The sequence below is a fragment of the Cryptocyanus atlanticus LEGE 06306 genome, from assembly GCF_056633155.1.
This window is the reverse complement of sequence record NZ_JBSJOZ010000005.1, coordinates 110,865-123,129: the sequence shown is the minus strand read 5'-3', so window position 1 is coordinate 123,129 and position 12,265 is coordinate 110,865. Positions and strand designations below refer to the sequence as shown.

At 68.4% G+C, this 12,265-nt stretch carries 13 protein-coding genes; 2 read left to right on the top strand and 11 right to left on the bottom strand.

The features are described 5' to 3' along the window. Nucleotides 1-55: 55 nt before the first annotated feature. The gene (gene purB / locus ACWJI7_RS07500; protein ID WP_479936701.1) at nucleotides 56-1,351 is read right to left on the bottom strand and encodes an adenylosuccinate lyase; all 1,296 of its coding nucleotides are present in this window, start codon (nucleotides 1,349-1,351) and stop codon (nucleotides 56-58) included. A 56-nt stretch (nucleotides 1,352-1,407) separates the two neighbouring features. Here purB and ACWJI7_RS07495 point away from each other — a divergent pair, with 56 nt between their 5' ends. Then, nucleotides 1,408-2,250 (top strand): TlyA family RNA methyltransferase, encoded by an 843-nt coding sequence (locus ACWJI7_RS07495; RefSeq protein WP_479936699.1) that lies wholly within the window; start codon nucleotides 1,408-1,410, stop codon nucleotides 2,248-2,250. A gap of 47 nt (nucleotides 2,251-2,297) precedes the next feature. Here ACWJI7_RS07495 and ACWJI7_RS07490 read toward each other — a convergent pair whose 3' ends face one another. The 3 genes from ACWJI7_RS07490 to ACWJI7_RS07480 form a co-directional block, all read right to left on the bottom strand. Next, on the bottom strand, nucleotides 2,298-2,636 hold the full coding sequence (locus tag ACWJI7_RS07490) for a P-II family nitrogen regulator (protein WP_479936697.1): 339 nt from the start codon (nucleotides 2,634-2,636) through the stop codon (nucleotides 2,298-2,300). 30 nt (nucleotides 2,637-2,666) lie between these two features. Then, nucleotides 2,667-2,837: a hypothetical protein gene (locus tag ACWJI7_RS07485; RefSeq protein ID WP_479936695.1), complete on the bottom strand. Its 171-nt coding sequence runs from the start codon at nucleotides 2,835-2,837 to the stop codon at nucleotides 2,667-2,669. 152 nt (nucleotides 2,838-2,989) lie between these two features. Continuing rightward, entirely contained in the window at nucleotides 2,990-3,211 is a 222-nt protein-coding gene (locus ACWJI7_RS07480) for a DUF4278 domain-containing protein (RefSeq protein WP_479936694.1), read from the bottom strand. 263 nt (nucleotides 3,212-3,474) lie between these two features. On the opposite strand from ACWJI7_RS07480, the gene queF reads away from it, so the two are divergent. Continuing rightward, nucleotides 3,475-3,936, top strand: a complete 462-nt coding sequence (gene queF / locus ACWJI7_RS07475) for a preQ(1) synthase (RefSeq protein WP_479936692.1) — start codon at nucleotides 3,475-3,477, stop codon at nucleotides 3,934-3,936. On the opposite strand, the gene ACWJI7_RS07470 is transcribed toward queF, so the two are convergent. From ACWJI7_RS07470 to ACWJI7_RS07440, 7 genes are all read right to left on the bottom strand, one after another. After that, nucleotides 3,924-5,294 (bottom strand): cytochrome c biogenesis ResB family protein, encoded by a 1,371-nt coding sequence (locus ACWJI7_RS07470; RefSeq protein WP_479936690.1) that lies wholly within the window; start codon nucleotides 5,292-5,294, stop codon nucleotides 3,924-3,926. The genes queF and ACWJI7_RS07470 overlap by 13 nt on opposite strands. Beyond that, the gene (locus ACWJI7_RS07465) at nucleotides 5,291-6,013 is read right to left on the bottom strand and encodes a cytochrome c biogenesis CcdA family protein (protein ID WP_479936917.1); all 723 of its coding nucleotides are present in this window, start codon (nucleotides 6,011-6,013) and stop codon (nucleotides 5,291-5,293) included. The genes ACWJI7_RS07470 and ACWJI7_RS07465 overlap by 4 nt, the downstream gene beginning before the upstream one ends. A 52-nt stretch (nucleotides 6,014-6,065) precedes the next feature. Beyond that, nucleotides 6,066-7,325, bottom strand: a complete 1,260-nt coding sequence (locus ACWJI7_RS07460; protein WP_479936689.1) for an FtsW/RodA/SpoVE family cell cycle protein — start codon at nucleotides 7,323-7,325, stop codon at nucleotides 6,066-6,068. 145 nt (nucleotides 7,326-7,470) lie between these two features. Next, entirely contained in the window at nucleotides 7,471-7,671 is a 201-nt protein-coding gene (locus ACWJI7_RS07455; protein WP_006171988.1) for a phycobilisome linker polypeptide, read from the bottom strand. Nucleotides 7,672-7,705: 34 nt separating this feature from the next. After that, nucleotides 7,706-8,194: an allophycocyanin subunit beta gene (gene apcB / locus ACWJI7_RS07450; protein WP_479936686.1), complete on the bottom strand. Its 489-nt coding sequence runs from the start codon at nucleotides 8,192-8,194 to the stop codon at nucleotides 7,706-7,708. 39 nt (nucleotides 8,195-8,233) lie between these two features. Continuing rightward, entirely contained in the window at nucleotides 8,234-8,719 is a 486-nt protein-coding gene (locus ACWJI7_RS07445; RefSeq protein WP_479936684.1) for a globin family protein, read from the bottom strand. Between the two features lie 427 nt (nucleotides 8,720-9,146). Next, the gene (locus ACWJI7_RS07440) at nucleotides 9,147-12,173 is read right to left on the bottom strand and encodes a phycobilisome rod-core linker polypeptide (protein ID WP_479936682.1); all 3,027 of its coding nucleotides are present in this window, start codon (nucleotides 12,171-12,173) and stop codon (nucleotides 9,147-9,149) included. Between the last annotated feature and the right edge of the window lie 92 nt (nucleotides 12,174-12,265).

Sequence of the window (12,265 nt, the reverse complement as noted above, 5' to 3'; positions counted from 1 at the left end):
CCCCCCGACCGCCTCTCCCTCCCCCGGCCCGGCTGGGGCGGCGGGGGCGACCGGCTCAGATCGCCAGCCGCTCCCAGATCACCTGCAGGTGCGCCCGGTGCCGGTCGGTGGCGAAGCAGTCGTTGAGCTCGTCGGCGCTGAGCCGGGAGTTCACCGCCGGATCGGCGGCCAGCTCGGCGCGGAAGTCTCCGCCTTCGCGGTTCCAGGCGGCATGGGCATGGCGCTGCACGATCCGGTAGGCCTCCTCCCGGGACAGCCCACTCTCCACCAGGGCCAGCAGGACCCGCTGGCTGAACACGACGCCGCCATAGAGATGGAGATTGCGGCGCATGTTGGCGGGGTAGACACCGAGACCGCTCACCACTTCGGTCATCTCCCGCAGCATGAAGTGCAGCGTGGCAGAGCAGTCGGGCAGCATCATCCGCTCCACCGAGCTGTGGCTGATGTCGCGCTCATGCCAGAGCGCGACATTCTCCAGTGCCGCCACGGTGTAACTGCGCAGTACCCGGGCCAGGCCGCTGATGCGTTCGCTGCGGATCGGATTGCGCTTGTGGGGCATGGCCGAACTGCCCTTCTGGCCCTTGGCAAAGTTCTCCTCCACCTCCAGCACGTCCGTGCGCTGCAGGTTGCGGATTTCGGTGGAGATCCGCTCCAGAGAGGCCCCCACCAGGGCCAGGGTCTGCACGTACTCGGCATGGCGATCGCGGCCGATGACCTGGGTGCTGGCGGTATCGGGCGCCAGGCCGAGCGCCGCGCAGGTGAGGGCCTCCACCTGGGGATCGGTGTTGGCGTAAGTGCCCATCGCTCCGCTCACCTGGCCCACGGCCACCACCCCCTCCAGCCGCTCCAGCCGCTCCCGGTTGCGCTCCGCTTCGGCCAGCCAGCCCGCCACCTTGAAGCCGAAGGTGATCGGTTCGCCGTGGATCGCGTGGGAGCGACCGATCATCACCGTGTCCTTGTGCGCCGCGGCCAGGCGGCGCAGGGCGGCAGCGAGACCATCGAGCTCCTGGCGCAGCAGCGCCACCGACGCCTTGAGCTGCAGGGCCAGGCCGGTATCGAGCACATCCGAACTGGTCAGGCCGACATGGATGTGGCGACCGGCATCGCCAACGTGCTCATTGACATTGGTGAGAAAGGCGATCACGTCGTGGCGCACCTCGGCTTCGATCTCGAGAATGCGGGGCACCTCGAAGCGCGCTTTCGCCCGAATCTCGGCCAGCGCTTCGGCGGGCACTCGCCCCAGCCGGGCGTTGGCCTCGCAGGCGGCGATCTCCACATCCAGCCAGCTCTGGAACTTGGCGTCCTCGCTCCAGATGCGGGCCATCTCGGGCAGGGTGTAACGCTCGATCAAGGGCCAGCGCCTGGCGACGTCCCGGTCAATCTATGGGTCGAACCCTCCCTGCACCGATGGTCCAGAAGCAGCGCCTCGATCAGCATCTGGTGAGCCTGGGCCTGGCCAGCAGCCGCCAGCAGGCCCAGCAGCTGATCCGCGCCGGCCGGGTGCGCAGCGGCGATCGGGTGCTCGACAAACCCGGCACGGCGGTCTCGCCGGAGCTCGTGCCCGAGGTGGAGCAGCCGCCCCGGTTCGTGTCGCGGGGTGGCGAGAAGCTGGCGGCAGCCCTGGACGCCTTCCCGATCGAGCCGGCGGGCCGGATCTGCCTGGATGGGGGGATCTCCACCGGCGGCTTCACTGACTGCCTGCTCCAGCACGGCGCCGCGCGGGTCTACGGCATCGACGTAGGATACGGCCAGACGGCCTGGAGCCTGCGCACCGATGGGCGGGTGGTGCTGCGCGAGCGCACCAACCTGCGGCACCTCGACGCCCGGACCCTCTATGCCACGGATGATCCGTGGCCCGACCTGGCGGTGGCGGATCTCTCCTTCATCGCCCTGGCGCTGGTGCTGCCGGCCCTGGTGCGGTTGCTGAGCCCGGAGGGGGGGGAAGCGGTGCTGCTGGTGAAACCCCAGTTCGAGGTGGGACGCCAGCGGGTGGGCCGGGGCGGCGTGGTGCGGGACCCCGCCGCCCACGTCGCGGCCATCGGCGGTGTGATCGCCGCGGCCGCCGCCAGCGGCTGGCGTGCCGCTGGCCTGATCGCCTCCCCGCTGACCGGTCCGGCCGGCAACCACGAGTATCTGCTCTGGCTGCAACCGCGGAGTTGGGCCCCGGATGGCGGGGGGGCTGGCGGGAAGGATTGTGTGGATCGGGCCTGCATCGAGGCCCTGGTGAGCCGAACCCTGCGCCCCGGCTGAAGAACCGACGGCGCTCCTCCAGAGCGGTGGGGAGGATCGGGGGGGGATCAGATGGCGGTGCTGTCCCTGTCGCCGGTGCGGATCCGGATGACGGTGTCCACCGTGTTGATGAAGATCTTGCCGTCACCGATCTCACCGGTGCGGGCCGCATCCTGGATCGCCGCGACCACGGTATCGACCCGGTCGTCATCCACGACCACCTCGAGCTTGAGCTTCTGGAGGAACTCGACGGTGAACTCCGAACCCCGGTAGCGCTCCACCTGGCCTTTCTGGCGGCCAAAGCCGCGGACTTCGCTCACCGTCATGCCGACGATGCCGGCATTGACCAGGGCCACCTTGACATCTTCGAGCTTGAATGGGCGGATGATGGCCTCAACTTTTTTCATGGAGATTGGGAGGGGTTGAAGACAGCGATCTCAGGAGAGTTCGCCGAGAGGGAGGGCGATGTAAGGGCAGCGATTGACGCGGAGCCCGGCGGCCTCGGCATCCTCGCAGAGCAGGTCCGCCGAAGGGGGACCGACCTGGACCCTGCCGGCGGCGAGATGGGCCCAGACGGCGTCATCGAAATGGGTCTGAAGCCAGACCATGCCGAGGGCCGACTGAGGTTGCAGTCGATAACCGCGGGGGGTGCCCGCAAGAACGAGGTCCAAACAAAAGACCCTGCGACTGAGGCCATTAGGCCTGAGCACGCAGGGCTTCGATGTCGCTGATGTTACGGCTTGGCCGGCCGCCGAGGGGGTCAGCCCGCGTTCACCTGCCGGGCCGCATCCCGGCGACGGTGATGGTAGGTGTGGCCGCGATAGCGAAGCTCGATCGCTTCATCGACCTCCTGAACCGGGTGGCAGAGGGGCTCCCGGTAGTGAACACCGCGATAGATGTGCTCGACCGGCTGGGTGTCCGGCAGGTCGTGATGGCTGGCGTCGTAGCGGACGCCGCGGTAGACGAGGGTGGTACGGGTCATGACGGAGTGGCCTCGAAGGGATGGGGATCACCAGCCGGGAGGCCGGTGCCGCTTCGCGGGAAGGAGCGTTGCTTCACCTCGCGGGGGGCTACTTCCAACAGGAGGAGCGGGCCCAGCCCGGTCCATGCCCAACGTTTTGTCCTTCAACTCATTTCTAGCGCAGTTCCGCTGTCCATGGCGAACGTAGTCCGGGGAAAAGCGCGTTTTTCTTCATCATCAGACCCTGTCTACGATCGGAACCACGCCGCGACTGCTGCCCGTCGATGTCCGCCCTCCCCACCAGCCCAGGCGCTCTCGCGTCCGATCCAGGCCGGACGGACCCCCTGGATGGCACTCCCACCCACCGGCCCGCCTACGGGACCCGGGCGATCGCCGAGGGTGAGCTGATCTGCTTTGAGAACCCCCGGCCGGGACGTCCCTACGAGGTGGCGATCGAGCTGCCGGAGTTCACCTGCCGATGCCCGTTCTCCGGCTACCCGGATTTCGCCGTGCTGCGGCTGCTCTACCAGCCCGGTCCCTCGGTGCTCGAGCTCAAGGCCCTCAAGCTCTATGTCAACGCCTGGCGGGATCGGAGCATCTCCCACGAGGAGGTGTGCAACCGGATTCTCGATGATCTGGTGGCGGCCGCAGCCCCGGCCTGGATGCAGCTGGAGGCGGATTTCAATCCCCGCGGCAATGTGCATACGGTGATCCGGGCGAGCCACGGCAGCCGTCAGCCCTGCTGAGCCTCCCCGGCCGCCCCCGGGGCGGGATCGGGATGAAGGCGGCCCAGCAATGCGGGCAATTCCCGTGCCAGCGCGGTGAGGTTCCGGTTGCAGAGACCCCCCACGTGCAGCCGCTGTCGCTCGGGTTCGGCAATGGCCCAGAGCTGCCGCGTGGCGATCAGGCTCAGGCCTCCGCCCAGCAGGGCGATGGCGAAACCGCCGTAGACCAGCGGCACGCCGGGATCCCGTTTGAAGAGGAGCCCGCTGGCGGGAAGCACATCGACCACCCGGATCGGCAGTCCCGCCACGTCGAGGGGCTCTCCCCCCGGCACCATCTGGCCGAGGGAACGGCCTTCGGCGGAGAAGACCTCGATGGGCCCCTGCTCGCTGGAGAGGGTCAGCAGGATCGGTTCGCTCCCGTCCGGACGGGTCGGCAGAGCCAGGCCCCAGACCTGATCCCCCAGCTCGGACAGGGTGCGCAGGGGCAGTTGCAGCCAGGGACTGCGGCCGAGCTGAACGGTGATGGCCGCCAGGGCCCAGTCCGCCTGGTACACCGTCATGCCGCGGTAGCGCAGGGGGTGATTCACGCTGATCCCCGCCTGATGCAAGGGCTGGCCCTGGGGGTCGATCAGGCGCAGGTCGGAGCGGAACTGCTCGGGCCGGCCGGCCGGATCGCGCTCGATCCGGAAAGCGTCAACCGCAAGGGTGAGCTGGGTCTGGCCGCGGGAGTCGAGCAGCTCCAGATCACGGCCCGGGGCCAGAAATCGCTCCAGCCGCTGACCCCCGAGGGCACCCCAGGCCGATCCCACCATCAGCACCACCAGACCGGCATGGACCAGCAGCGGCCCCACCCGGCCCAGCAGGCCACGACGGGCTGCGAGACGGTCGCCCTGGCGGCGCAGGGTCCATCCTTGGTCGCCCAGCAGCCGCTCCAGCTGCTGCAGATCGGCGCCGGGGTCGGAGCTGGGCAGGGTCTCGGCCAGGCTGAGCTTGCTGAGCTGGCGGGGTGAGTGATAGTCGATCCAGCGCAGCGCCGCCTGCAGAGCCGGCCATTGCCGTCTCCAGCTGCAGAGCACCAGGGCCAGGCCGAGCCAGGCCAGCAGCGCCAGGAACCAGCTGCTCGAATAGACGTGATCCAGTTCGAGCCGCAGGATCCAGTCGGCATCCAGCAGACCCAGCCAGGGCTGGGCGTCGTAGATGCGGTGATAGATCGCGTCCGTGTCCCGCTGGGGAATCGCCGTGCCGACGCCACTGGCCACGGCGATGACCAGCAGCAGAGCGATAGCCAGGCGCAGGTCGGACATCCAGGCCGCCAGGCGGTTGAGCCGGCTCCGCTTCCACCAGGGGATCGATCCGCCGACGTCCAGGGGACTGGTCATGGCAGGGAGGCCAGCAGGGCGAGACCGCCACTGGCGACCAACACGGCACCGCTCACCGGAGGCACCCAGCGGCTCAACCTCCGCAAGGCCAGCAGCCGTTGCATCGAGGCGGCGGCGGTGCCGGCCAGCAGCAGGGGAAGCACCTGCCCGGCCCCGAAGCTGATCAGCAGCACCAGGCCCACCAGGGGGCGCCCCTGCTGGGCGATCCAGGCGAGCAACACGGCGAGCACCGGGGTGGTGCAGGGACTGGCGGCCAGACCGAAGGCCGCGCCGGCCGCCAGCGGGGCGAGGGAAGCCGGCACCCGCTCACGCCAGCGCTCGGGGTCCGGACCACTGGGCAGGGGAAAGCGCACCAGACCCAGGAGGTTGAGTCCCATCACCACCGCCACCACGGCCACCACGGTGGGGACGACTCCCGGCACCTGCCCATAGAGCTGGCCCAGCATGGAACTGGCCACCCCCAGCACCACCAGGGCGGCCATGATGCCGGCGACGAAGCTCAGGCTCCGCAGCCAGGGCCGGCCGGCCGTGGAGGAGAAGCCCGCCATGTAGGCCACCGTGACCGGCAGCAGTGAGAGGGAGCAGGGGCCGAGGCTGGTGAGCAGGCCGGCGCCGAACACGACAGCCAGGGTGGAAGGCCCCGGCGCCGACAGGGAACTGCCCATCAGCTGCTCTCCCCGACTGGCCAGTTCCGTGAGTTGCAGCCCGAGGCCGTTCATCCGTTCCGTGCTGGGGCCGTGGCAGCGCTCCAAGGGAACGCGCGCCCGTTGTTCAGCCTATCGGGGCAGGGTTGGGGCTGGCTCCGACCCGGGCAGGGGCGCGGGACCGGCGCTGGCGCCCGAGCCGGCCCCCGTCCCAGCCGGCCGACTCCAGTGAGCAGCGGATCAGCAGACCGGCGGTCAGCAGACTTGCCAGCAGGGAGTTGCCGCCATAACTGATCAGGGGAAGGGGCAGGCCGGTGGTGGGCATCGAGCCACTGGCCACGGCGATGTTCAGGATCGACTGCCCCACCAGCAAGGTGGTGGCCCCGATCGCCACGAGCCGCTGTTGATTGCTGCGGCAACCCAGGGCCACCCGGAGACCCACGAAACCAAACAGGAGCAGAAACGCCAGCAGCATCACCGATCCCACATAGCCAAACTCCTCGGCGAAGACCGCGAAGATAAAATCGGTGGATTGGATCGGCAGGTACTGCAGCTTCTGGGTGGAGAGGCCGTAGCCCTCACCGAGCACCCCTCCCGAACCGATCGCCAGCAGGCTCTGAACCAGCTGATAGCCATCCCCCTGGGGATCCAGCCAGGGGTTGAGAAAGGAGGTGACCCGCAGGCGCTGGTACTCGTTGATCAGGATGCTGCCCGTGCCCAGCAGCCCGCCGGCGGCGGCCGTGCCGAGCAGGCTGAGCAGGGGCAGACCGGCGGCCAGGGCCATCATCCAGAGCAGCAGGCCGGTGAGGGCCGCGGTGCTCAGGTTGGGCTGCTTGAGGATCAGCAACAGCAGGGTGGCAAAGGTGCCCAGCCAGAGCAGCTTCTGATCGATGCCGATCCGCTGCCAGTGGGCGAAGAGGGAGGCACCCTGCAACACGACGAATGGCTTGACCAGCTCGGAGGGCTGGATCTGAACGGGCCCCACCACCAACCAGCGGCTGGCGCCGTTGACGGTGCTCCCCGCCACCAGGGTGGCGGCGATCAGCACACCGCCGATCAGCACGGCTGGACCGGCCCAGCGCAGCCATCGGCGCAACTGGGTGCGCATCGCCAGCCAGAGGAGACCCCAGCTGGCCAGCATCCAGATGGCCTGCCGCTTGAGGTAGAAGGCGGAATCCCCCATTTCCCGCTCAGCCACCCACCAGCTGGCCGAAGCCAGGATCAGCAGACCGGCCACGCTCCAGACCGCCACCATCACCAGGAGCAACCTGGCCTCGGCGGGCCAGTCCGCCCAGGCCAGCTGCAGCCCGGAGGGGCCCGAAGTCGGGCCGTCAGAGCTGGCGCCGGAGGATGCCGCGGCGGACGTGGACCTGGGGCGTCGCTTCATGGGGCCGCTCGGGTGGGCGCGATCGGAGGGCAGGGCTCCATTCAGCCGTATCGATGCGGATGCGGTGAGGGACGGACGGACAAAAAAAAGCCCGGCTCAGGCCGGGCCCATCTTGACGTGCGGGTAAGCGGGCCGCCAGGCCTGCTCAGTTGCCGACATTGACCTGACGACGGCCTGTGACGAGTTCCACCTTGAGGATCTTGCCCCCCTGCTTCATGATTCGCTGCTGTTCAGCGAACCAACTCTCGTAGGGCACCCACTTGGTGAAGAAGGTGTTCTGCAACTCGCGCTGACTCCTGACCTTCTCCGGGCAGGGGATACAGGCCGTGATCTTGAACAGGCGCATGGTTGATCCTCGCGGGAGTGGCGTGGCCGTGGGATCAGTTACCGAGGCCGGAGCTGATGTAGTCGAGATAGACACCGAGCTCACGACCGGCATCAGGCCCGACCAGGGAGGCGGCCGATTCCTTGATGGCCTGGATCGACTGGACGGTGGCGCCGATCGGCACGCCGAGGGAGTTGTAGGTCTCCTTGAGGCCGTTCAGAACGCGTTCATCGAGGATCGAGGTGTCCCCGGCGAGCATGGCGTAGGTGGCGTAGCGCAGGTAGTAGTCGAGGTCGCGGATGCAGGCGGCATAGCGACGGGTGGTGTACATGTTGCCGCCCGGACGGGTGATGTCCGAGTACAGCAGGGTTTTCGCCACGGCTTCCTTGATGATCGCCGCCGCGTTGGCGCCGATGGTGGCCGCAGCGCGCACACGAAGCTCGCCGCTGGAGAAGTACTGCTCCAGCCGTCCGATCGAGGAGTCATCCAGGTAGAGACCCTGGACGTCGGACTGGTTGATGACGTTGGTGATCGCGTCTTGCATGTGTCCTGGGGAGGAGGCGGTGGGAGGGAAGGGGGAGCCTCAGGAGAGGGCGCCGATGACGTAGTCGAAGTAGGTGCCGGCTTCTTCGGCGTCAGCGCCACTGAGCAGACCCATGGCGGCACTCTTGAGCTCACGGACGACCTCGGCCATGGCTTCCAGGGGAACGCCAAGGGCCCGGTACATCTCGCGGGCACCGATGATGCCGATTTCTTCGATGGGGGTCACATCCCCGGCCACCACGCCATAGGTCACCAGGCGCAGGTAGTAGTCGATGTCGCGCAGGCAGGTGGCTGTCATCTCCTCGCCGTAGGCGCTGCCGCCTGGAGAGATGACGTCGGGACGCTTCTGAAAGAGCGCGCCGCCGGCCTGCTTCACAAGACGCTCGCGACTCTCGCTCAGGACCTGAGCCACCCGCAGACGGCGTTGACCGCCGCCCACGAAGGACTTGATCTGTTCGAGTTCGCCAGGGCTGAGGTAGCGGGCTTCGGCGTCCGCGTTGATGATCGAGTTGGAGACGATGCTCATGCAGTTCTGCCTCGAAACAAGCGGTCGCCGTGAAGGAGACCGGTATCCGGTGGGTAAGGGAAGCCCCTCGCTCGCAACCTTCGTCGACGTGAACGCCAACGAGATGGAATGGAGAGTGGGCAGTCGATCAGCTTGCTGACCGCCGAGTCATTCTGCGGCAATGCGCGCCACAGACCCCCGCGGCGGTAACAGTTCTTCACGGCGGTAAAACCGGATAAATCCCAGTGCTGGCAACGATTCTCACGGATGTTGATATGACAAGAGCTGCTGACGGTTTGTGAAGCATTTCCAGACTTCCTGGGACAGGGAAACTACAGATTCTGTGGTGATTCGCCCGGATCACTGTTCCTGGCCAACACAAAATGCTCCCGGTTTGGAGTCCGGGAGCGCAGGCTGCCGATCGCCCCCCCTCCGGAGGACCCCGGGCTCAGATCGGTTCGCGGGTGGGCGGAGTGAGGCCGGCGCTGCCCCCATAGAGGGCCGCGGTGCGATTGACCGTGGGGAGCGGAATCCCCGATTCCGTGGCGAGGCCACGCAGGTAGGGCACGGTATCCCGGCCGAAGCGATCGGCGTACTCCTGGCTGTTAAGCAGCCGGTTCAGGGCGGATGGCTGCCCCTGGTCGCTCCGGGTGGCCAGGAACAGGCTGACCTCCTTCGGCTGGGCGGCCCGGCCCAGCAGGGCCAGGTAAGCCGCCGAGGCGGCCCGCAGCGGAGCCATCCGCTGGAGCCGCTGCTGAAACAGGTCGCTGGCGGCGATCAGTCCAATGAACTCGGAGACAGAGACGCGGCCATCCCGCAGCTGGGACTCCGCATCCCCCAGGCGTTCCGCGGCCAGGGGCACACGGTTGAGCAACTGGCGATAGGCACCTTCGATCACCTGCTGCAGAACGGCTTCATCGGCGCCGGCGGGAAGCCTGACCGGCTGGGCGAGACCCCGCCGACGGCGGAATCCCTGGGGCTGGGCTCCGGACAGCGCCTTGGCCATGGCGGCCTCGGCCGGCCGGGCCGTGCTGAGGCCAAGCCCGTTGCTGCTCTGGACGGAACGCCAGTCTCCGCTGATCAGGGGGCGCAGCTGGGTCGGGGATCCGGGGGTGCTGCCCCGCTGCGCCGACCAGAGTCGGCCGGCGCCCCCGGCGGCTCCCGCGGATGTGCTCCAGCGGCGGGTGGGCTCCGGGGGCTGCCGCAGGCTGCTGGGTGGCTCCGTCGCGGTGGTGTCGGGGGGCCGTTGCCCCTCCGGGAAGCGGGCAGTCCAACTGCCGACCACCTGCCTGAGGCGGCGATCCGTCAGGTTGCGGGGGGTGAGGTCACCGGTGCCGATGAACGCGGAGGGCTGAGCGGCCTGGGGTCGAGGGGTCAGGCTGAGATCGGTGACGGCGGAAGGATCGAAGGACCGGACCAGCTTGGGAACCCGGCGGGCATTGAGGTCCCCCGGGGTGACGAAGCGCTCGTAGGGGACGGTGTCCTCCCCGAAGGCCTGAAGGTATTCGGGGCTGTCGAGGATGGCGTCGACGATGCCGTAGAACCCCTGGCGGGCCGCTGTGTCGAAGTAGCCGTCGATCTCACGGCGCCCGAAGGTGGGGCGGCCGAGCAGGCGGCGGTGGATGATCTCGATCGCCTTGGTGATGTAGAGCCCGGCCCAGTAACGGCGCTGAAACGCCTTGGAGCGGGCCACCTGGCGGATGAACTCCCGCAGGCTGATGTCCCCGTTCTCGAGCTTGATCTCCGCAACACTGAGACGCTCACCGTCGTAACCGGCCGTTCCCAGCACCTGAACGTAGACGGCCCGGATCACCGCCTGGGTGCTGGATTCCGTGCCGCGCACACTGGGCTGGCCTCCCCGACGGGGAACGGAGGCGCCTCCCGTGGCGATCTGCTGGAGCCGGACCACCCGGGGCCCGACCCGCCGGGGTGTGGAGGAGCGGAACTGGGGGCTGTCCATCTGGCCCGGCTCACGGATGCCGTTGCCGACCAGGATGCGTCGGGTGTCGTAGCTGAACGGGGCGGACCGGGTGGCCACCGCCGCGGTCGCCGAGGGGAAGATTGCGCCGTAGTTGAGGCCGATCGGATCGTTTCCTCCACCGTAGGCATGCTGGTCGGGCAGGGGTTGCCGGTAGGCGGCGTAGAGGGTGATGTACTGCGGAGCACCCTCGAAAGGAGCGCTGAAGCGGAACAGCTTGCGGTTGGAGCCCCAGCCGGCGCTCTCCTGGGCCTCCTCCCCGATGTCACGCAGGTAGGGAACGGTCTCCTCACCGAACACCTGGGCGTACTCCAGGGTGTTGATCAGGGAATCCACCAGTCCGGGCAGGCCCTGGGCACTCACGATGGCGAAGTAGCGGCGAAACTCCTCGATCGAGCTCACCCCCCGGCCGAGGAAATGGCGGAAGGCCAGCTCCACCACGCGGCTGTTGGAGAACCGTCCGTAGAACTGGCGCTGGTATTCCTTGCTCCGGCCCAGGCAGCGGATGAATTCCCGCATTGAAATCTGCCCCTGGGAGACCTGGGTGGCCTGCACCGGTGCCACCACCTGGGAGTACCCCTTGACGATGTCCCGCTCGAAGACCTGCCGGTAGGCGGCCCGGATCACCTCAGCCTTCTCCCGGCCGGAGAGACCCGGTTTCATCACGAAACGCTGGGGCGTCTCCGCGGCCAGGGCATAGATCGCCGGGAGCTGCAGGCCCTGGTTCTCGGGGCTGCCCAGCCGCTGGCGGGCGGACGGGGTGGGGATCGCCAGCTCCTGCAGGAGCACGTTGAAGCAGGCGATCACCAGCTGGCGGGCCTCGGGCTCCTGGCGGAAGAGGGTCGCCGCGGCCGCCCGCATCTCCTGCAGCGCCACGTTGGTGGCGGCCAGGGAGCAGGCGTTCTCCAGCACGTCCCGCAGTCCGCGGGTGTTGACCGCCAGGATGCTGGGATCGCCGGCCACCACGGCGTAGCCGACGTAGCGAAGGAACCAGGCCATGTCCCGCAGGGACTTGCGCATGCGCTCGCTGCCGTAGCGGGCCACGCTGATGGGAGTGAAGCCGGTGGGCAGCACCACGCGCACATCCGCATCGGCCTGGACGCCCTCGAGGATGCGGCCCAGCAAGCCGGTGCCGCCGCTGCCCTGGGCGAAGGTGCGCACGGAGGTGGCGGCGGCCAGCTGATCCGCCGCCAGGGGTGCGCTCTCCGCGGGAGTGGAGCCCAGCGGGGCCAGGGGCTCGTCAAGGTAAGAGAGCGGGGTGCCGCCAGCGAAGATGCGGTTGGCCGCCTTGGCCACGATGGTGTCCGCATTGGCGGAGATGCGGCGGGCCGCCTCCACCCGCGTGCTGCCACTGCGGAAGAAGGCGAGGAGAGTATCGAGCTCTCCTTTTTCAGGGAACCGATCCTGTTGCTCCGCCTGACGGACGCTGGAGAGCGGCAGGGTGTCGAAGAGCTGGGGGCTGACCCTGGTGCTGCCGCTGCTGGCGGTCACGGTCATGAACGGTCGCGTACCGGGCGGAGCCACGTTACGGCTGGCCTCCCGGCCGGCCCGAAGGCCATGAACAAATGTTTGCAGCGGACCGGCCCGGT